General features: G+C 71.6%; 16 protein-coding genes. 6 read left to right on the top strand and 10 right to left on the bottom strand.

Going from position 1 to position 20,578, the window contains the following annotated elements:
- Window positions 1-124: 124 nt before the first annotated feature.
- Both IE95_RS0114560 and IE95_RS0114555 read right to left on the bottom strand, forming a co-directional pair.
- A complete protein-coding gene (locus IE95_RS0114560) occupies window positions 125-2,518 on the bottom strand; it encodes a glycoside hydrolase family 3 C-terminal domain-containing protein (protein ID WP_030152347.1) in 2,394 nt (797 codons plus the stop codon).
- A 109-nt stretch (window positions 2,519-2,627) separates the two neighbouring features.
- Entirely contained in the window at window positions 2,628-3,260 is a 633-nt protein-coding gene (locus tag IE95_RS0114555) for a hypothetical protein (protein ID WP_240666331.1), read from the bottom strand.
- A gap of 552 nt (window positions 3,261-3,812) precedes the next feature.
- Between IE95_RS0114555 and nrdI the strand changes: the two genes are divergently transcribed.
- The 6 genes from nrdI to IE95_RS0114525 all read left to right on the top strand — a co-directional run bounded on the left by nrdI (window position 3,813) and on the right by IE95_RS0114525 (window position 8,230).
- Window positions 3,813-4,340 (top strand): class Ib ribonucleoside-diphosphate reductase assembly flavoprotein NrdI, encoded by a 528-nt coding sequence (gene nrdI / locus IE95_RS0114550; protein WP_420819391.1) that lies wholly within the window; start codon window positions 3,813-3,815, stop codon window positions 4,338-4,340.
- A gap of 415 nt (window positions 4,341-4,755) precedes the next feature.
- The gene (locus IE95_RS0114545) at window positions 4,756-5,193 is read left to right on the top strand and encodes a hypothetical protein (protein WP_051703147.1); all 438 of its coding nucleotides are present in this window, start codon (window positions 4,756-4,758) and stop codon (window positions 5,191-5,193) included.
- Window positions 5,190-5,606: an ImmA/IrrE family metallo-endopeptidase gene (locus tag IE95_RS0114540; RefSeq protein ID WP_030152343.1), complete on the top strand. Its 417-nt coding sequence runs from the start codon at window positions 5,190-5,192 to the stop codon at window positions 5,604-5,606. The genes IE95_RS0114545 and IE95_RS0114540 overlap by 4 nt, the downstream gene beginning before the upstream one ends.
- Window positions 5,603-6,739: a DUF6545 domain-containing protein gene (locus tag IE95_RS0114535; RefSeq protein WP_030152342.1), complete on the top strand. Its 1,137-nt coding sequence runs from the start codon at window positions 5,603-5,605 to the stop codon at window positions 6,737-6,739. The genes IE95_RS0114540 and IE95_RS0114535 overlap by 4 nt, the downstream gene beginning before the upstream one ends.
- Before the next feature lie 30 nt (window positions 6,740-6,769).
- Window positions 6,770-7,405 carry a hypothetical protein gene (locus IE95_RS0114530; protein ID WP_030152341.1) on the top strand — a complete coding sequence of 212 codons (636 nt, stop codon included), beginning with the start codon at window positions 6,770-6,772 and terminating at the stop codon, window positions 7,403-7,405.
- A gap of 195 nt (window positions 7,406-7,600) precedes the next feature.
- On the top strand, window positions 7,601-8,230 hold the full coding sequence (locus IE95_RS0114525; RefSeq protein ID WP_030152340.1) for a LysE family transporter: 630 nt from the start codon (window positions 7,601-7,603) through the stop codon (window positions 8,228-8,230).
- A gap of 90 nt (window positions 8,231-8,320) precedes the next feature.
- Here IE95_RS0114525 and pyk read toward each other — a convergent pair whose 3' ends face one another.
- The 8 genes from pyk to IE95_RS0114485 all read right to left on the bottom strand — a co-directional run bounded on the left by pyk (window position 8,321) and on the right by IE95_RS0114485 (window position 20,557).
- Window positions 8,321-9,745 carry a pyruvate kinase gene (gene pyk / locus IE95_RS0114520; RefSeq protein WP_030152339.1) on the bottom strand — a complete coding sequence of 475 codons (1,425 nt, stop codon included), beginning with the start codon at window positions 9,743-9,745 and terminating at the stop codon, window positions 8,321-8,323.
- A gap of 117 nt (window positions 9,746-9,862) precedes the next feature.
- On the bottom strand, window positions 9,863-11,329 hold the full coding sequence (locus tag IE95_RS0114515; protein ID WP_030152338.1) for a glutamate synthase subunit beta: 1,467 nt from the start codon (window positions 11,327-11,329) through the stop codon (window positions 9,863-9,865).
- Window positions 11,322-15,881, bottom strand: coding sequence for a glutamate synthase large subunit (gene gltB, locus IE95_RS0114510; RefSeq protein WP_030152337.1), 4,560 nt, complete (start codon window positions 15,879-15,881; stop codon window positions 11,322-11,324). Before gltB ends, IE95_RS0114515 begins: the two co-directional genes overlap by 8 nt.
- Before the next feature lie 141 nt (window positions 15,882-16,022).
- Entirely contained in the window at window positions 16,023-16,943 is a 921-nt protein-coding gene (lgt, locus tag IE95_RS0114505) for a prolipoprotein diacylglyceryl transferase (RefSeq protein WP_051703146.1), read from the bottom strand.
- The gene (trpA, locus tag IE95_RS0114500; RefSeq protein ID WP_036572127.1) at window positions 16,940-17,803 is read right to left on the bottom strand and encodes a tryptophan synthase subunit alpha; all 864 of its coding nucleotides are present in this window, start codon (window positions 17,801-17,803) and stop codon (window positions 16,940-16,942) included. The genes lgt and trpA overlap by 4 nt, the downstream gene beginning before the upstream one ends.
- Window positions 17,800-19,056, bottom strand: a complete 1,257-nt coding sequence (trpB, locus tag IE95_RS0114495; protein WP_030152334.1) for a tryptophan synthase subunit beta — start codon at window positions 19,054-19,056, stop codon at window positions 17,800-17,802. The genes trpA and trpB overlap by 4 nt, the downstream gene beginning before the upstream one ends.
- 46 nt (window positions 19,057-19,102) lie before the next feature.
- Window positions 19,103-19,915, bottom strand: a complete 813-nt coding sequence (gene trpC, locus IE95_RS0114490; protein ID WP_030152333.1) for an indole-3-glycerol phosphate synthase TrpC — start codon at window positions 19,913-19,915, stop codon at window positions 19,103-19,105.
- Between the two features lie 195 nt (window positions 19,916-20,110).
- Window positions 20,111-20,557, bottom strand: coding sequence for a DUF2752 domain-containing protein (locus IE95_RS0114485; protein ID WP_240666332.1), 447 nt, complete (start codon window positions 20,555-20,557; stop codon window positions 20,111-20,113).
- Window positions 20,558-20,578: the final 21 nt, after the last annotated feature.

The following is a 20,578-nucleotide window of genomic DNA, read 5'->3' as shown; positions in this document are numbered from 1 at the left end:
ACGAAGAACACCACGAACTGCGCCGCCCCCGGACGCCGCTCAGCAAACCCCGACCACGCCTGACCCAACCGACCGAACATCACACACTCACTCTCAGGAAGATGGAACGAACCGGACGCGCGCGTCAGCGCGCGAGCTCGGCCCGCATCCGACGGGTCGAGCGGCGGTTGCGGAAGAACCCGGCGATCAGGGCCCCCGCTCCACGGAAGAAGTGGCCGTTGACGATCGTGAGCAGGCCCTCGGCCATGTCCATGCTCATGGCGCCGTTCGTCATCTTCGCGATCGCCCGGAACGGCATGCCGCGCAGGAAGAGCAGGTTGAGGTCCGGGGTGCCCTTGGCCTCGGCGCGAGCGCTCCGCCTCGCGAGCTCGCGGTAGGCGAACCGGGCCAGCGGGCTCCGTGCGTGCTCCATGTCCGACAACGGGCTGTTGACGCCGAGCGGCCCGGTCACCCGGTCTCGCGGGGCGAGCGGTCGGCCCAGGAGCACGGCGAACGCTTCGTCGGAGACCTCCGTCACGCGACCGGTGCGGTACTCGTCCGGCACCGCGTCGACACCGGCAGCGGCCGTACCCGCCACGACGTGCTCGGCCGTCAGCAGCACGGTCTCCACGTCGGAGCCCACGGAGAGCGTCCAGGCGCCGCCTTCGGTCTCCCAGGCGTTCGACGTCGTCGAGAAGTGCCGGAAGGTGAACCGGTCGAAGTCGATGCGCACCCGCCGGCTCTCGCCCGGCGCGAGGTGCACCTTCGCGAAGCCCTTGAGCTCGCGCACGGGGCGGTGCACGCCGTCGGTGTCCTGACGCCCCACGTAGAGCTGGGCGACCTCGGCCCCCGCGACGTCACCCGTGTTGGTCAGGGTGAACGTCACGCCGTCGGCGTCGACCGTGAGGTCGGTGTAGGCGAACGTCGTGTAGCTCAGGCCGAACCCGAACGGGAACGCGACAGGAACGCCGACCGTCGAGTAGTAGCGGTAGCCCACGTAGGGACCCTCGCGGTACTCGGCGTCGATCCCTTCGCCCGGGTAGTAGCGCACGTTGGGCGCGTCCTCGAGCCGGACCGGGTAGCTCTCCGCGAGGCGACCCGACGGGTTCACCGCCCCCGTCAGGACCCGTACCACGGCCTCGGCGCCACCCTGGCCGCCCAGGTACCCGTGGACCAGGGCCCCGCACTGCGACAGCCACGGCACCTCCACGACCGACCCGGCGCTCAGGACGACCACGATGCGGCTCGTGACCGAGGAGATCCGCGCCAGCAGCTCGACCTGGCTCTGGGGCAGGCGCAGGTGGCTGCGGTCCTGCCCCTCCGACTCGCTGATCTCGTCCAGACCGAGGTACAGCAGCACCACGTCCGCCGTACGCGCGGCGTCCACGGCCTCCGCGACGAGCGCAGGGTCTGAGTCCCCGCCACGCGTGAAGCCCTGTGCGGTTGCCACGACCTGCAGTTCCGAGGCGCCCAGGGCGTCCAGTGCCGTCGTGAGCCGGGTCGGGTTGACGACCGAGGAGCCGGCCCCCTGGTAGCGCGGCGTCGCGGCGAAGTCGCCGACGACCGCGACCCGGGTCCTCGACGCCAGCGGCAGGAGGCGGTCCTCGTTGCGCAGCAGCACCGCGCTCTGCTCGGCGACCGTGCGTGCCAGCTCGTGGTGCACGTCGAGGTCGACCTCGCGCCCTGCCCCACCGATCCGGCTCCCGAGGACCTTCATCTCCTCGACGCGCGCGTCCAGGTCCGCGCTGTCCAGGTCTCCGCGCTCCACGGCCGCCACGATCTGGGCGGCCGAGTCGAGGCCCGGCGAGGGCATCTCGAGCGTCCCGCCACGACGGACCGCCTCGACCGCGTCGTTGCCGCCGCCCCAGTCCGTCACGACCGCACCGTCGAAGCCCCACTCGTCCCGCAGCACCTGCTGGAGCAGGAAGGGGTTCTCGTTGGCGTACGTGCCGTTGATCAGGTTGTAGCTCGACATGATCGAGAACGGCGAGGACTCGCGGACGACCACCTCGAAGCCCGTCAGGTAGATCTCGCGCAACGTCCGCTCGTCCACCACGGAGTCGCTCGTCATGCGCCGCAGCTCCTGGCTGTTGGCGGCGAAGTGCTTGGGGCACGCCGCGACGCCTCGCAACTGGATCCCTCGCACGTACCCGGCGGCGAGGCGCCCGGAGAGCAGAGGGTCCTCGGAGAAGTACTCGAAGTTGCGCCCGCACAGCGGGCTGCGCTTGACGTTGAGCCCGGGACCGAGCAGCACGTCCACGCCCTGGTCCGCCGCCTCGGCGCCGAGCGCCTCCCCGACCGACAACGCGAGCTCGGGGTCCCAGCTGTTCGCGACCGTGGCCGCCGTCGGGAAGCAGGTCGCGGGCTGCGACGCGCCCAGGCCGAGGTGGTCGGCCGAGCCCGTCTGCTTGCGGATGCCGTGCGGTCCGTCGGACAGCCACAACGTCCGGATCCCGTGCCGAGGTACCGCCCGCGTCTCCCAGACGCTCTCCCCGCTGAGGAGTGCGGCCTTCTCGAGCGTGGTCAGTTCTTCCGTCATGGTTCTGCTTCCGTTCCCCCACGGAGGTCTTGCCTCGTGGGTGCACTGGTGTGGTTCTGCACGCCCGACCGGTCCGACGGGCTGCGTTGCTCTGGGGCGGGCGTCGCGACTAGCGGGCCACCTCGGTGACCGGCACGGCGACGGTCGGGCCCGGGCCCGGGACGCCGTCGGTCCCGGGTGCCTGCCTGAAGATGATCTTGAGGATCGGGAAGTACACGAGCACCGAGATCAACGCGTTGATGATCATCGTGACGAGGTCCGCCCCGACCTCCCCGGTGCTGCCCCAGCGCTCGACCATCCACTGGTAGATCGGCGCCTTGTAGAAGCCCTGCAGCGCCGCGGCCGCGAAGGTGATCAGCACGTAGGCGACGAAGTACCAGGCCGCAGCACGCCAGATGTTCGTGTCCGACTTGAAGGTGACGTTGCGCTGGAGGAAGAAGTTGATGACCTGGGCGACGAGGAGGGTGAGCTGCACCGCCAGGAAGTACGCCAGGCCACCACCTCCGGCGGGCAGGGCACCCGCCGCGTAGTCGAAGAGGTAGAACGGGGAACCGTCCGCGTTCACGTTCACGGCGAACGCCTGGAACGTCTGGTCCACGAGCGAGGTCCGGGTGAAGACCCCCTTGAACAACGGCATGAGCGCCAGCTGGAGCACCGTCATGCCCGTGCTCAGGAGCGAGAACATGATGAACTGCGCGACCGTGGGGCGTCGCTCGGAGAGATCAGCCCAGAACGTGCGCACGGGAGCCCCCCTGACTTCCTCGGGACTGCGTCGGTGCATGGGACGAGGCCTCCCTCGGGGCAGCCACGACGTGGTTGCAGCGCACGACGGCGGCCTCAGGTGCGTGATGCGTGCGTGGGTCCACGTGTGTGTCTCCTTCGACTGTCCAAGAGCGGGCGCAGGGCGAGGCGTCCTCCGCACCGTCGACCGGGCGGACTGGGGTGACGTCGGAGTCGAGTCCCACGTCCGCTGAGGGCTGCGACGCCCCGGCGCCCAGAGACGGTGGTGTCGCTGGTCGGCTGATAACGAACTCATCACAGCGCACCCCTGGTGAGGGGGGTGGTCGGTTTGCATAACCTGTCGGTTCTGACGCACAACCTGTCGCCGGGCGGACGTCCTCGCCGAGTGCGACCGCGGGGTCGCACCGGTCAGGGTCCGGGTCCGTTCACCCCTGGGGTCGTCGCGCCGGCAACCGTCGCGCGCGCACGCCGGGCGGGGCGGGACCTTGTGCCCTGGCGAGGCGCGCAGGCTGCGTGTGGACTGGAGGGCCCCCGACCTGAGGACTGCCAAGCCGTGCCCGACGCCGCCCGTCCCGATCGCTCTCCCGTCGCCGAACGCTCTCCCGACGCCCCGGGCGCTCCTGGGCGGGTGGTCCCGGTGCGGACGGTCGTCTACTACTACTCGTCGGCTTCGGGCATGGTGCGTTCGTTCGCGCTCCGGCTGGGCCGAGAAGTGTTCGACCTGGGAGACCGCGCGGTGCGCCGCTCCGTGCCGGAGGGCCCGTGGGTGCTGCTCACGCCGTCGTACACGACGGGGAACGTCGACAACGACACCATCCCCGAGCCGGTGCGCCGTTTCCTCGTGCACCCCGTCGCGCGGCGCCGCCTCGTGGGGGTCATGGGGTCGGGCAACCGGAACTTCGGCGAGCACTACCAGGCCGCGTGCCGGCAGATCGCCCGGGCGTCGGGGCGCCCCGTGCTCTTCGAGTTCGAGCTGCAGGGAACGACGTGGGACGTCGAGGAGGCCCGGCGCGTCCTGGAGGAGCTGGACCTGGCGCTCGACCTCGCGCACGCGAGGCGCCGGACGGGCGCACAGGCCTAGAGGAATCCTGACCGTCAGCGCAGGAAGCTGCTGGAAGGCCGCAGCGAGACAGCGCCGGCGCCGTCCGGGGACCCCCTGCTCCCCCGGAGGCGCCGGGCGGTCACGGCGTGACGGGACGCACGACCCCCAAGGCCTCGACCGTCACTCACCGCGACGTTCGTACTCTACTGAGGGCATCGCCGGCGGGGCGACGATGTTCCAATAGATGAGAGAGCTCTCATGTGAACTGCACCACACGTGCGCGTCGACCTCACATCGCCACCACATCAGACCGGCCCACCACGTCCCGTCGACCGACGTGCTCCCGCGCCGAGGACGCCACCCGGACGACGGCGACCGGCCCACCCCGGTGGCCGCCCGCGGGCCGGGCGGACCGGTGCTACCAGCACCCCCTCGATCCTGGGACAATCGAGAGGTGACGACACAGGAGAACCCCCCGGGCGAGCGGCTCAGCCGCGCGTTCCAGCACCGGCTGAACGAGCTGTTCGCGACCAGGCAGCGCGCCGGACGCGGCGCGACCAACCGCGAGGTCGCGACCTGGATGACCGAGCACGGCTACGCCGTGAAGGAGGCCTACCTGAGCGCGCTGCGCGGCGGCCACCGCACCTCTCCGTCACTGCGCATCATCGAAGGCCTCGCGGCGTACTTCGGCGTCGAGCCCAAGAACCTGCTCGACACGGGCGAGGACCCCAAGAAGGAGCTGCGACTCGCCCTGTCGGACCACGGCGTCGAGGCCTTCGCGATGCGCGCCGAAGGTCTCTCGGCCGAGAACGTCCGTGCGGTGACCCAGCTCCTCGACCAGATGCGGCGCATGCAGTCCCTGCCTGCTGTCGCGACCGACGACGAACCGTGAGCGACCATCGCGCCTGGCTGACCTCCGCGGGCCTCGACCGCGCGCGCAGCATCGACGAGGCGCGCGGGATCGTCGCGACCCGACGCGGGCGCCCCGTCGACGTCGTCGACGGCCCCCTCGGCGAGGGGGTCTCGGGGATGTGGCTCAGCATGCCGGACGGCGAGAAGGTCATCGTCAGCTCCGAGGCCGCGCTCTCCCCGCGCCACCGGCAGCACATCATCGCCCACGAGCTCGTCCACATCCTCGACGCGTGCGACGACCCCACGGCCCCTCCTCCGGGCCCGCAACGACGCAACCGCTACGAGGACCCCGTCGAGCACCGCGCGGAGTCTCTCGCGAGCGAGCTCATGATGTCGATCGAGGCGACGGGCGGTGTCGCCCACCGGCTCGCCGGCATGGAGCGCTACCGGTGACCTACCTCGCCTTCCTGCTCTTCGCCGGGGCCGCGGGGTGGACCGCGCTGCGGCACCGCTCGCACCTCGACGGAGACCGCGCGCTCACCTGGGCTCTGGGACTCGTGGCCGCGGCCTCCGCACTGCGGATCCACGCCGTCGAGTCCTTCCTGCTGACCTCCGCACCGGCCGGGTTCCACGAGCTCGCGAAGCACTCCCTGCTCGTCGCGGGCTGCCTGTGCATCGCGGCCTGGGTGCAGGGGACCCAGGGACGCCGTCCTCGTCCCCGGCACGTCGTCGTGGGCGTGGTCGGTGTCGTGAGCGTGCTCGTCGTGGTCTTCGTCCTCCACGGGCCCTGGGAACGACGGGACTTCGACGTCCAGACCGCCGGCAGACCCTGGATGGCCCTCTACTGGGCCGCCTACTACGGGGCCTTCCTGTGGGCCACGGCGACGTTCGGCATCTCGACGCTGCGGTCCCGCAGCGAGCGGCCGCGCGGCGGCAGGTGGGGCATGGACCTGGCGGCGGCCGGGGCGTTCGTCGGCGTCCTGTGGGCGCTGCTCAGTGCCGTCAACATCATCCTGCAGGAACCGGAGAGCCTCGAGCAGCTCCGCTTCCTCGGCATCCGCACGCGCTACCTCATCGCGACCTCGAGCGTCCTGCTCACGGTCGGGATCATGGGGCACCTTCTCTCCGCAGCCCGTACGCGACGGCGGCGACGGGCCGAGCTCGGCGCGCTGCACTCCCACCTCGTGGACGCCGTCGCCGAGTCCCGGCTGCCGGCCGTCCGGCCCGAGGTCGCGGAGTACCACCGCACGATCGAGATCATGGACGCCCTCGCGACCCTCGCCCGCTACTCCGAGCCGCAGGACGCGGCCCGGGTGCGCGCGCTCGTCGGCGACGTCCCCGAACCGGTGCTGCGTGCCCTGCAGATCGACCTCGCCGCGACGCGGAGAGGGATGGACGAACGCCCACCGGTCCCGGCCGACTGGGGCGACTGGGTCAGTGACGACCAGGCGCTGCGCGACCTCGGGCGGGCGTTCCGCGAGCAGACGGGCGAGCGGCGCGCGAGCGTCCTGGTGTCGGTCCTCGGGTACGACGGACACGAGACCTCGCCCGTCCCGCGGAGCAGCGAGCGCGACGACCACCGCTGACCGCGACCACACCCCGCCACTCGGAGAACCATGGCCCACCCCGCCCCCACCGCACCGCTCGCCGACGCGCCCACTGCCACCGTGGCGCCCCACCCGCGGTGGGCCGTCCTCGTGACCGACGTGCTCGCGCCCGGCCACGCGGTGGCTGCGCTCGTGCTCGCGACCGCGCTGTACGCCTCCCCGGGCGTGTCGGGCCTCGGCCACGTCGCACTCGCCGTGCTCCTGTGCGGCGGGCTGCCCTACCTGTTCGTGCACGGGCTGGCCCGTGCACGTGTGCTCGAGTCCCGCCACGTGCGTCCCCGCGCGCAGCGCATGGTCGTGTTCGCGGGGCTCGTCCTCATCGAGGTCGCGGCGATCATCGTCCTGCACCTCACGGGAGCAGCGCCGCTGCTGTCCCAGCTCCTCACGGCCTATCTCGCGGGGGTCGTCGCCCTCGCGCTCGTGACGCCTGTCGTCAGGGCATCGGTGCACACGGGTGTCTTCTCGGTCGCGGCCGGCGTCGCGACCTCGCTGTCGTGGTGGCTCGCCACCGGTCTGGCGGTCGTCGCCGTGGTCGTGGGCCTGGCACGGCTCGCCGTGTTCGAGCACACCCGCACGGAGGTCGTCACGGGCCTCGTGCTCGGCGCGGTCGTGGGCGCGGGAGCGGCAGCCCTGCTCGTCGGCTGACGACCGCCGCGTCCTCGCCCGGGCGAGCGACGCCGTCGGGCAGGACGTGACGCACCGAAGAACGCTTGACGGCCCGGCCGCCAGGGGTGATCCTCGATCCATGCCGACGACGCCCGCTCACCGCCCGCTCGCCGCCACCGCGCGACCAGCCGGCCGACAGCAGGGCCTCCCGACCCGGCGACCTCACCCGGACCGATGACGGCCGCGCTCGTCGCGGGCCTCGTCGCGGGGTACGCGATCGCCATCCCGGTCGGCGCCATCGCGGTCTACCTGGTGACGCTCACCGCGCGCACGCGGTTCGCCGTGGGCGCCGCGGCAGGCCTGGGCACCGCGACAGCCGACGGCGTCTACGCGACGGTCGCCGTGGTCGCCGGTGCGGTCGTCGCGCCGTTCGTCGCGTCGATCCGCACACCGCTCACGTGGGCGTCGGTCGCGGTCCTGACGTTCCTCGCGTGGCGCACGCTCCGTCCGGCCTTCCAGCGCGTCGTGCCCGACGGCGCCACGCCCCGCCCGGCGACGAGCGACACCACTCCCGTGCGCGCCTACGCGACGCTCCTCGGGCTGACCCTGGTCAACCCCGCGACCGTCGTCTACTTCGCGGTGCTCGTCGCGGGCGGGGCCCTCAGCCCCGACGCGACCGGGCCCGAGCGCGCCGTGTTCGTCGCCGCGGCGTTCCTGGCCTCCGCGAGCTGGCAGCTCGTCGTCGCGGGCGGCGGCGCGGTGCTCGGGCGAGCCCTGACCGACGACACGGGCCAGCGGGTCACCGCGGCCGTCGGCGGGCTCGTCATCCTCGGCCTCGCGGTGCACCTGGCGATCGGGGCCTGACAGGTCCAGGGACGACGAGGCCCCGGCGGCCGGTCGCGCGAGGAGCGCGGCCGGCCACCGGGGCCGTCGTCGAACAGGGGTCAGCGCGGATCAGACGTCCGTGCTGTCACCGATCCGGTGCACCAGGATCGAGTTCGTCGTGCCCGGCTGGCCCACGGGGGCACCCGAGACGACGACCACGAGGTCGCCCACCTCGGCGAGACCGTTGGCCTGCAGGGTCGTGTCGACCTGGCCGACCATGGCGTCGGTGTTCTGGACCTCCGGCACCTGGTAGGTCTGCGTGCCCCACGAGAGCGACAGCACGTTGCGCACGTGCTCACGCGGCGTGAAGGCGAGCAGCGGGATCGACGAACGCAGACGCGACATGCGGCGCGCCGAGTCACCCGACTGGGTGAACGTCGCGAGGTACTTCGCACCGAGGATCTCACCGATCTCCGCCGCGGCACGCGTGATCGCGCCACCGCGGGTGTGCGGCGTCGAGCCGAGCGGAGCCATGCGCTCGCGACCGGCCTGCTCCGTCGCCTCGATGATGCGGGCCATCGTCTCGACCGTGAGGATCGGGAACTCGCCGACGCTCGTCTCACCCGAGAGCATGACGGCGTCCGCCCCGTCCAGGACGGCGTTCGCGCAGTCCGACGCCTCGGCGCGCGTGGGGCGCGGCGAGTTCGTCATGGACTCGAGCACCTGCGTCGCGACGATGACCGGCTTCGCGTTGCGGCGAGCCATCTCCACGATGCGCTTCTGCACGAGCGGGACCTGCTCGAGCGGGAGCTCGACCGCGAGGTCACCACGCGCGACCATGACGCCGTCGAACGCGTCGACGATCTCCGCGAGGTTCTCGACCGCCTGCGGCTTCTCGATCTTCGCGACGACGGGGACCGTGCGGCCCTCCTCGTCCATGATCGCCTTGACGTCGTCGAAGTCCGCGGCGGAACGCACGAACGACAGCGCGATGATGTCCGCGCCGATGCGCAGCGCCCAGCGCAGGTCGTCGCGGTCCTTGTCGGACAGCGCCGGCACGGAGACCGCGACACCCGGGAGGTTCAGACCCTTGTTGTTCGACACGGGGCCTGCGACCTCGACGCGCGTCACGACGCGCGGGCCCTCGACGGCGGTGACGCGGACGAGCACCTTGCCGTCGTCGATGAGGATCGGGTCGCCGACACGAGCGTCGCCCGGCAGGCCCTTGTGCGTCGTGGAGACGAGCTCCTTGGTACCGACGACGTCCTCGGTCGTGATGGTGAAGACGTCACCCTCGTTGAGCCAGTGCTTCTCGTCGCCGCCGAAGCGGCCCAGGCGGATCTTGGGGCCCTGCAGGTCGACGAGCACCGCGACCGAACGGCCCGACGCCGCAGCGGCCTCGCGCACGCCGTGGTAGACGGCTGCGTGCTCCTCGGCGCTGCCGTGGCTGCGGTTGATCCGCGCCACGTCCATACCGGCGTCGACGAGCGCCCGGAGCTGCTCCCTCGACTCGGTCGCGGGTCCGATGGTGCAAACGATCTTTGCTCTGCGCATTTCTCCAGCCTCGTTGTTCCTTCGTGTCCGGCGGAACCGGACCGCTTCGGGCCCCTGCCTGGGCCCCGTCTCCACCCCGACGTCCGGACGGACGCCGGGGCGCGTCTCACACCCCTGTCATGCTCTCAGCGACACGGTCGATGCGCGCACCGGGGCGGGCAGCTCGCTGCTGCCCTGCAGGTACGCGTCGACCGAGGCCGCCGCGGCACGACCCTCGGCGATCGCCCACACGATGAGCGACTGGCCCCGGCCCGCGTCGCCCGCGACGAAGACACCGGGCACCGTGGCCGCGAAGTCGTCACCGCGCGCCACGAGCCCGCGCGCCGTCAGCCCGACGTCGGACTGCGTCGAGAGCGTGTCCGTCTCCGGTCCCGTGAAGCCCATGGCCACGAGCACGAGATCGGCAGGGATCTCCTTCTCGGTGCCGGCCTTCGGGACGCGTCGCCCGTCCGGGAGGTACTCGGTCTCGGCGACGAGCAGCGCCCGCACCCGACCGTCCTCGCCCGCGAGGAACTCGACGGTCGAGGCCAGGTAGGCGCGCTCACCGCCCTCCTCGTGCGAGGTCGAGACCTCGAACAGGATCGGGTCGGTCGGCCAGGGCTGGCCGGCGGCCCGCTCACGCGGCGGCTGCTTGCCGATCGCGAGCGTCGTGACGCTCGCCGCCCCCTGCCGGAGCGAGGTGCCCAGGCAGTCCGAACCCGTGTCGCCGCCGCCGATGATGATCACGTTCTTGCCCGTCGCGACGATCTGGTCCTCGACGGTGCCCCCCGCGACCACGGTGTTCGCCTGGTGCAGGAACTCCATGGCGAAGTGCACGCCGTCGAGGTCGCTGCCGGGCACCTGGAGCGCACGCGGGATCGTCGCGCCCGTCGCGAGCACGACGGCGTCGAACCGGCGCCGCAGCTCGTCCCAGGTGATGTCGACACCGATCTCCACGCCCGTGCGGAAGCGCGTGCCCTCGGCCTCCATCTGCGCGAGGCGACGCTCGATGTGCGTCTTCTCGAGCTTGAAGTCCGGGATGCCGAACCGCAGGAGCCCACCGATCGCGGCGTCCCGCTCGTACACGACGACCGTGTGGCCGGCCCGCGTGAGCTGCTGCGCCGCAGCGAGCCCTGCGGGCCCCGACCCGACGACCGCGACCGTCGAGCCCGTGAGGCGCTGCGGCACGTGCGGCGTCACGAGGCCCCGCGCGAACGCCTCGTCGATGATCGAGACCTCGACGTTCTTGATCGTCACGGCCGGCTGGTTGATGCCCAGCACGCAGCTCGACTCGCACGGAGCCGGGCACACGCGCCCCGTGAACTCCGGGAAGTTGTTCGTCTCGTGCAGCCGCTCGCTGGCCTCGGCCCACTGGTCGCGCCAGACCAGGTCGTTCCACTCGGGGATGAGGTTCCCGAGCGGGCAGCCCTGGTGGCAGAACGGGATGCCGCAGTCCATGCAGCGGCCCGCCTGCTCCTTGAGGAACGGCTGCCCCTCGACGCGGTGCTCGTGGACGTCGCGCCAGTCACGCAGGCGGACCTCGACAGGGCGGTTGGGTGGGAGCTCACGCTCCCGCACCTTCAGGAATCCGCGGGGATCAGCCACGGGCCACCTCCAAGATCTGGTCCCACACGCCGGGGGCGGCAGGATCGAGCCCGTCGAGCTCGGCCTGCGCGAGCGCCTTGCGCACGCGAGCGAACTCGGCCGGCAGGATGCGCGTGAAGCGGGCACGCGCCGCGTCGAAGTCCTCGAGCAGCTCGGCCGCGATGGTCGAGCCCGTCTCCTCGAGATGCGTCCGGACCAGGCCCTCGACGAGCGCCGCGTCCGCGTCGTCGAGCGGGTCGAGCAGCAGCTCCCCCGAGGACACGCCGGTCGTGTTCATCGCCTGCGGTCGCAGGTCGAGCACGTAGGCCGTGCCTCCCGACATTCCCGCACCGAGGTTGCGTCCCGTCGGACCGAGGATCACGACGGAACCGCCGGTCATGTACTCCAGGCCGTGGTCGCCCACGCCCTCCACGACGAGCGTGGCGCCCGAGTTGCGGACCGCGAAGCGCTCGCCCACCAGGCCGCGCAGGAAGATCTGCCCGGACGTGGCCCCGTAGCCGATGACGTTGCCCGCCACGACGTTGCTCGACCCCGTGAGGACAGCGGCACGGTCCGGGCGGACGATGATGCGTCCGCCCGACAGGCCCTTGCCCACGTAGTCGTTGGCGTCGCCGAACAGGCGCAGCGTGATGCCTCGCGGGAGGAACGCGCCCATCGACTGACCGGCCGACCCCGTGAGGGAGACGTCGATCGTGTCGTCGGCCAGGCCCTCGCCGCGGTACCGCTTGGTCACCTCGTGACCGAGCATGGTCCCCACGGTGCGGTTGACGTTGCGGATCGGCAGGTCGATGCGCACGGGCTCACGGTTCTCGAGCGCGTCGGTCGCCAGCGCGATGAGCTGGTTGTCGAGCGCGCGGTCGAGCCCGTGGTCCTGCGTCGTCGTGTTGCGCAGCGACGACCCCTCGACCGGTTGCGGCTTCTCGAGCACGGGCCCGAGGTCGAGCCCCTGAGCCTTCCAGTGCTCGACCGCCTTGCGGGTGTCGAGCGCCTCGACGTGCCCGACGGCCTCCTCGATCGAACGGAAGCCGAGCCGGGCCAGGTGCTCGCGCACCTCCTCCGCGATGAACTCGAAGAAGTTCACGACGAACTCCGGCTTGCCCGTGAAACGAGCGCGCAGCTCGGGGTTCTGCGTCGCGACGCCGACCGGGCACGTGTCCAGGTGGCACACGCGCATCATGACACAGCCGGAGACGACCATGGGGGCCGTCGCGAAGCCGAACTCCTCGGCCCCCAGCAGCGCACCGATCACGACGTCGCGCCCCGTCTTCATCTGGCCGTCGACCTGGACCACGATGCGGTCGCGCAGGTTGTTCAGCACGAGCGTCTGCTGGGTCTCGGCCAGGCCGAGCTCCCACGGGGTGCCCGCGTGCTTGAGCGAGGTCAGCGGGCTCGCGCCCGTACCACCGTCGTGCCCCGAGATGAGGACGACGTCCGCGTGCGCCTTGGACACACCCGTCGCCACGGTGCCCACGCCGAACTCGCTCACGAGCTTGACGTGCACGCGAGCCGACGGGTTCGCGTTCTTGGCGTCGTGGATGAGCTGCGCCAGGTCCTCGATCGAGTAGATGTCGTGGTGCGGCGGCGGGGAGATGAGCCCGACGCCCGGCGTCGAGTGACGCGTCTTGGCGACCCACGGGTAGACCTTGTGGCCCGGCAGCTGACCGCCCTCACCGGGCTTGGCGCCCTGTGCGAGCTTGATCTGGATGTCGTCCGCGTTGGTCAGGTACTCGGACGTGACGCCGAAGCGACCCGACGCGATCTGCTTGACCTTCGAGCGACGCTCCGGGTCGTACAGGCGCTCCGGGTCCTCGCCGCCCTCACCCGTGTTCGACCGCCCACCGAGCCGGTTCATCGCGATCGCGAGGGTCTCGTGCGTCTCGGCCGAGATGGAACCGTAGGACATCGCGCCCGTGTTGAAGCGCTTGACGATCTCGCTGACCGGCTCGACCTCGTCGATCGACAGCGCCGGGCGCTGCCCCTCCTGGAACTCCAGGAGCCCGCGCAGCGTCATCAGACGCGTCGACTGGTCGTCGACCCGCTGGGTGTACTGGCGGAAGACGTCGTACCGGCGCTCTCGCGTCGAGTGCTGCAGGCGGAAGACCGTCTCCGGGTCGAAGAGGTGCTCCTCGCCGTCACGGCGCCACTGGTACTCGCCGCCCGTGGTGAGGCGGACGTGCGCCTGGTGGTTGCCCGAGGCCGGGTAGGCCTCGGCGTGCCGTGCGGCGACCTCGGCCGCCAGGACGTCGAGACCGATGCCGCCCAGGCGGCTCGTCGTCCCGGCGAAGTAGTCGGCGACGAGCTCGTGCGAGAGGCCGAGCGCCTCGAAGACCTGGGCACCGCGGTACGAGGAGATGGTCGAGATGCCCATCTTGCTCATGACCTTCAGGACGCCCTTGCCGAGCGCCTTGATGAGGTTCTTCACGGCCTGCTCGGGGCTGACCGGGACGAAGCCCGACTTGGCGAGGTCCTCGACGGTCTCCATCGCGAGGTACGGGTTGACCGCGGCCGCGCCGTAGCCGATCAGGAGCGCCACGTGGTGCACCTCGCGGATGTCCCCGGCCTCCACGACGAGCGAGACCTGGGTGCGTGTGTGGCGGCGCAGCAGGTGGTGGTGCACCGCGCTCGACAGGAGCAGCGACGGGATCGGCGCGAGCTCCTGGTTCGAGTCGCGGTCGGAGAGCACGATGAAGCTCGCGCCCTCGGCCACGTGCTGGTCGACCTCGGCGAAGATCTCCTCGAGGCGCTCCTGGAGCGCCTGGCCGCCTCCACCGACGGGGTAGAGCCCCTTGACGGTCACGGCCCGGAAGATGCCCTCGAGGGCCGGGTCCCGGTCGACGCGCAGGATCTTCGCGAGCTCGTCGTTGTCGAGCACCGGGAACGGCAGGATCAGCTTGCGCGCGTGCAGCGGGCTGTCGTCCAGGAGGTTCGGCTCGGGGCCGATCGCCCCGCCGATCGACGTGACCAGCTCCTCGCGGATCGCGTCGAGCGGCGGGTTCGTCACCTGGGCGAACATCTGCGTGAAGTAGTCGAACAGCAGCCGCGGCCTGCTGGAGAGCACCGCGATCGGCGTGTCCGTGCCCATGGCACCGAGCGGCTCGGCGCCGGTGGCTGCCATGGGGGTGAGCAGGATGCGCAGCTCCTCCTCGGTGTAGCCGAACGCACGCTGGCGACGCTGGACCGAGGCGGGGCTGTGCGCGACGTGCTCACGCTCGGGCATGCGGTCGAGGTAGACCGAGTTCTCGGCGACCCACTGCGCGTACGGACGCTGCGCGGCGAGCTGCCCCTTGATCTCCTCGTCCTCGATGATGCGGCCCTGACCGGTGTCGACCAGGAACATGCGGCCCGGCTCGAGCCGACCCTTGCGCACGATCGTGGCGGGGTCGAGGTCCAGGACCCCGGCCTCGGACGCCAGGACGACGAGGCCGTCCTCGGTCACCCAGTACCGCCCCGGACGCAGTCCGTTGCGGTCCAGGACGGCGCCGATGAGGGTGCCGTCGGTGAAGTTCAGGCACGCGGGGCCGTCCCACGGCTCCATGAGGGTGGAGTGGTACTCGTAGAAGGCCCGACGGTCCGGGTCCATCTCCGTGTGGTTCTCCCACGCCTCGGGCGCCATCATCAGGACGGCGTGCGGCAGGGAGCGGCCCGACAGGTGCAGGAGCTCGAGCACCTCGTCGAAGCTGGCCGAGTCGCTCGAACCCTCCGAGCAGACCGGCAGCAGCGGCTCGAGGTCGCCGAGCTTGTCGCTCGCGAGCATGCCCTGACGTGCGGCCATCCAGTTGCGGTTGCCGCGCACAGTGTTGATCTCACCGTTGTGCGCGATCATGCGGAACGGCTGGGCGAGCGGCCACGACGGGAACGTGTTGGTCGAGAAGCGCGAGTGCACCAGCACCAGCTCGCTCGCGTAGCGCGGGTCCGAGAGGTCCGGGAAGAACGGCTCGAGCTGCGCGACGGTCAGCATGCCCTTGTAGGTGAGCGTGCGCGAGGACAGCGACGCGAAGAACAGCCCGAGCTCGTGCTCGGCGCGCTTGCGCAGTCGGTACGTCCGGCGGTCCAGCTCGAGGCCGGACAGCTCGCGGGTCAGGTCGGCGACCACGAGCTGACGGAACGTCGGCATCGAGGCGCGCGCGCTCGGTCCGACCAGGTCCGCCGTCACGGGGACGTCGCGCCAGGCGAGGACGACGAGCTTCTCCTCGGCCGCGATGGCCTCGACCTGTCGGACCGCCTCGGCCGCGGCCACGGGGTCCTGCGGCAGGAAGGCCATGCCGATCGCGTAGTGGCCCGCGGGCGGCAGCTCGACGTCGACGACGTCCCGCACGAAGGCGTCGGGGATCTGGGTCAGGATGCCTGCCCCGTCACCGCTGTTCTCCTCGGCGCCGACGGCGCCGCGGTGGTCCAGGTTGAGCAGGGCCGTGAGCCCCGCGTCAACGATGTCGCGTCCGGGCGTGCCGCGGAGCGTCGCCACGAAGGCGACGCCGCACGCGTCGTGCTCGGCCACAGGGTCGTACAGGCCCTGTGCCGAAGGCGCAGCAGCCCGGTGCAGCGGCGTGGTCATCAACACCGTCCTCACAGGCGCCCGGCCATGGGCCGGGCTTTGATCCAACTTGGGGGATTGTGGGACTTCATCGGCCCAACGGACATGACTGAACCTGCTGGATGGTTGTCCAGCGGGTTCGCCTATGAAAAGACGGATGCTTCAGCGACCTGGGTCGGGTCTGGCAGCATCTGCCTGCTCGGGCTCCGCAGCATCGAGCGATACTGTCTCTTCGCGCCCTGGGTTTCGGCGCCCGACGACGATAAACGCGATCAACGCACCGACTCCGACCAGGATGGAGGTCCAGACGTTCAGTCGGAGACCGAGCACCAGCTCGGCGTCGTCGATGCGCAGCATCTCGATCCACACGCGGCCAAGCGTGTAGAAGAGAACGTACAGCCAGAATACCCGACCGTGACCCAACCTGAAGCGACGGTCGAGGTAGATCAGGAGGAAGGCCGCTGCGACGTTCCACAGCATCTCGTAGAGGAACGTCGGGTGGAACAGCGTCCCGGCTTCGCAGGTGAGTCCCGCGTTGCTGCAGACGTAGTCCGCGACGCTCGGGTCGACCTCGAGGCCCCACGGCAGGGTGGTGGGGCTGCCGAACAGCTCCTGGTTGAACCAGTTGCCGAGCCGGCCGAGGGCCTGGGCGAGCAGCAGTCCCGGGGCGAGCGCGTCGGCGAACGCCGGGAAGCTCACCTTCTGGCGTCGGCAGCCGATGTAGGCACCCACGGCGCCCAGGGCGATCGCGCCCCAGATCCCGAGCCCACCGTCCCAGATGCGCAGGGCCTTGAGCGGGTCACCGCCCGGCCCCCAGTAGGCGTCCGGTGACGAGATCACGTGGTAGATGCGCCCGCCGACGATGCCGAAGGGCACGGCCCAGAACGCGATCTCGAGGACGTCGTCGGCGTCGCCGCCACGCTCGACCCACCGCTTGCGCGTGAGCCACACCGCGACCGCGATGCCCGCGAGGATCGCGAGCGCGTAGGCGCGCAGCGGGAAGGGGCCGAGGTACCACGTGTGCTCGGAAGGGCTGGGGATCGAGGCGACCACGGGCCCGACGGCGGAGATCAGCCCGTTCATGCGGTCACCTGCCCGGTGGTCCCGTCGACCGCGCGAGCCGTGCGGACACCTTCCGCCAGGTCGCGCGTGACCGTGCGCAGGTTCTCGAGGCGCTCCTCCCAGGGCTCGTCGCCGAGCAGCGGGCGGACGAAGGCCGAGCCGACGATCACACCGTCGGCGTAGCGGCCGACCTGCGCGGCCTGCGCGGCCGTCGAGACGCCGAGCCCCACGCACACGTGCTCGCCACCCGCGGCGCGGGTCGCGGCGACCAGCTCCTCGGCCCTGCTGCCGACCTCGGCGCGGACTCCGGTCACGCCCATGGTCGAGGCGGCGTAGACGAAGCCGCGCGACGCGGCAGCCGTCAGGCGCAGGCGCTCGGGGGTCGAGCTCGGCGCGACGAGGAACACCTTGTCGAGGCCGTGCGCGTCCGCGGCGGCGATCCACTCGCCCGCCTCGTCCGGGACGAGGTCGGCCGTGATGAGCCCGGCTCCCCCGGCGGCGGCCAGGTCGCGGGCGAAGGCCTCGACGCCGTAGCGCAGCACGGGGTTCCAGTAGGTCATGACGAGCACGGGGACCCCGAGCGCCGCCACGGCCTCGACCGCGGTGAACACGTCGCGGACGCGCGTGCCGCCCGCGAGGGCGTGCTCGACGGCGCGCTGGATCACGGGCCCGTCCATGACGGGGTCCGTGTAGGGCAGCCCGAGCTCGATGATGTCGACCCCGGACTCGACCAGCGCCGTGGCGGCCTGGACGGTGCCCTCGACGCTGGGGTAGCCGACGGGCAGGTAGCCGATGAGCGCGGCGCGCCCCTCGGCCGCCAGCTCGTCGATCCGTGCCGACGTCGCGTGGGGGGCACGGACGCCCCCGACGGTCCCGCTCACAGGCTGCTCCCTTCGCCGTCGACCACGGTGTCCGCGTCGATCAGGTCGAACCACCGCGCCGCGGTCGCGACGTCCTTGTCCCCGCGGCCCGAGAGGTTCACCAGGATCACGGTGTCCTCCTTGCCCGCGGCCTGCGCCTCGCGACCGATCCGCAGCGCGCCGGCCAGCGCGTGCGCCGACTCGATCGCCGGGATGATGCCCTCGGTGCGGCACAGGAGGCGGAACGCCTCCATGGCCTCGACGTCGGTCACGGGCTCGTACGTCGCCCTGCCCAGGTCGTGGAGCCACGAGTGGGCGGGACCGACGCTCGGGTAGTCGAGGCCCGCGGAGATCGAGTGGCTGGGCAGCGTCTGGCCGTCCTCGTCCTGCATGAGGTAGGACCGCGCGCCGTGCAGCACACCCGGCGCGCCACCGCTGAACCGGGCGGCGTGCCTGCCGGTCGGGACGCCCTCTCCCCCGGCCTCGAACCCGTGGAGGGCGACGTCCTTGTCGTCGAGGAACGCGTTGAACAGCCCCAGCGCGTTCGACCCGCCGCCCACGCACGCCGCGAGGGCGTCGGGCAGACGGCCGATCCGGTCGAGGATCTGTGCGCGCGCCTCCTCGCCGATGATGCGGTGGAAGTCACGGACCATCTCGGGGAAGGGGTGCGGCCCCGTGACCGTGCCCAGCAGGTAGTGCGTCGTGTCGACGTTCGCGACCCAGTCGCGCAACGCCTCGTTGATCGCGTCCTTGAGGGTGCGCGAGCCGATCGTGACCGGGACGACCGTCGCACCGAGCAGGCGCATGCGCGCCACGTTCAGGGCCTGGCGCTCGGTGTCCTCCTCGCCCATGTAGACGACGCACTCGAGGTCCATGAGGGCCGCCGCGGTGGCCGTGGCCACCCCGTGCTGCCCGGCACCCGTCTCCGCGATGACGCGCTTCTTGCCCATGCGCTTGACGAGCAGCGCCTGGCCGAGCACGTTGTTGATCTTGTGCGAGCCCGTGTGGTTGAGGTCCTCGCGCTTGAGGAAGACCCGCGCTCCCCCGGCGTGCTCCGCGAAGCGGGGCACCTCCGTGAGGGGGTTGGGTCGCCCGGTGTACTCACGGTGCAGCCGGGCGAGCTCTTCCTGGAACGTCGGGTCGACGACGGCCTTGCGGTACTCGGCCTCGAGCTCGTCGAGAGCGGCGATCAGGGCCTCCGGGACGAAACGTCCGCCGAAGTCCCCGAAGTAGGGGCCCTGCTGGTTCTGCAGGGAAGGTGTTGCGTCGGGCACGCGGCCTGACCTCCTCGGTACGGGATCTGGGGTGTCGGGGGCTTGCTCAGTGGCGGACGGACCACAGCGACGGGTGCGACCCGGCCGCGACGAGGTCGGCGACCGACGCACGCGGTGCGGCGTCCGTGACGAGGGCCTCGCCCACGAGGACGGCGTGCGCCCCGGAACGGGCGTAGTCCATGACGTCGTGGGGGCCGCGCACCCCGGACTCCGCGATGCGGACGTACTCGTCGGGGATGGCCGGGGCGAGCCGTGCGAACGTCGTGCGGTCGACCTCGAGGGTCTTGAGGTCGCGGGCGTTGACCCCGATGACGCGGGCACCGGCGTCGATCGCGCGCGAGACCTCGTCGACCGTGTGCACCTCGACGAGGGCCGTCATGCCGAGCGAGTGGACACGCTCGACGAGCGAGGTCAGGACCGTCTGCTCGAGCGCCGCGACGATGAGCAGGACGAGGTCCGCACCGTGGGCGCGGGCCTCCCAGACCTGGTACGGCGTGACGACGAAGTCCTTGCGCAGGACCGGGATGTCGACCTTGCCGCGCACGGCGTCGAGGTCGGCCAGGCTCCCGTTGAACCGTCGCTGCTCGGTGAGCACCGAGATGACGGCTGCGCCGCCCTTCTCGTACTCCGAGGCGAGCGACGCGGGGTCGGCGATGGCCGCCAGGTTGCCCTTGCTGGGGCTCGAGCGCTTGACCTCGGCGATCACGGCGACGGCGTCCTCGGCCTTGAGCCGGCTGATGCAGTCGAGCGCTCCGTGGACGCGCGAGGCGCGCTCCTTCAGCTCGTCCAGGGTCGTCCTCGCCTGGCGCTCCGCAAGGTCCTCGCGGACTCCCGCGACGATGTCCTCCAGAACCGTCATGTGATATCTCCCCGTGCTCGTCGTCGACTCCGTGCCACCAGAGGCTCGCGTCCGTCCGCCGGGACCGTGACGGGTCACCCGCAGCACCTCTCCGCGAACCGTTGACAAGGAGATACCTGCCATCGTAGGGCCGCCCGAGAGTGACCAGGAACACGTGTCACCTCGCGAGACGTGCTCCGCGTGCCTGCCGGGACCTCAGGCCGGCCCCAGGAAGGGCACCAGCGCGGGGACGTTGCGCGCGATCCCGAAGCCGATCAGGACCGCGAGGCCGAGGACCCCGATCCACGGGGGGACGGCCCTCGCGGTCGTGCCGCGCCAGGCCCGCCGGACCCACAGGGCCCAGGCGACGACGAGGAACGGCACGACGAGGACCCACAGCGGGTTCATGGCCCACGCCCCCGCGAGGTCGCCCGTCGCGAGGTCGTGCGTCGCGCGCAGGCCGCCGCACGCCGGGCACGCCCACCCGGTGACGGCGAGCAGCGGGCACAAGGGGTAGCCGCCCTCGTGCGGGTCCACGAGCGCGAGGAGCACGGTGGCCCCCGCGACGCCCGCCCCGACCGCGAGCGGCGTGCGCAGGGCACGCGGGCTCGGCTCGGCGGCCGTGGCCGGAGCCGACGACCGCTCCCCCGGTCGCGACGTCACCGGTGGCCTCGTCATCTGCGT

Source organism: Oerskovia turbata (assembly GCF_000718325.1).
In the GTDB taxonomy this organism is placed as follows: Bacteria; Actinomycetota; Actinomycetes; order Actinomycetales; family Cellulomonadaceae; genus Oerskovia; species Oerskovia turbata.
This window is presented reverse-complemented; position numbering and strand designations above follow the sequence as displayed.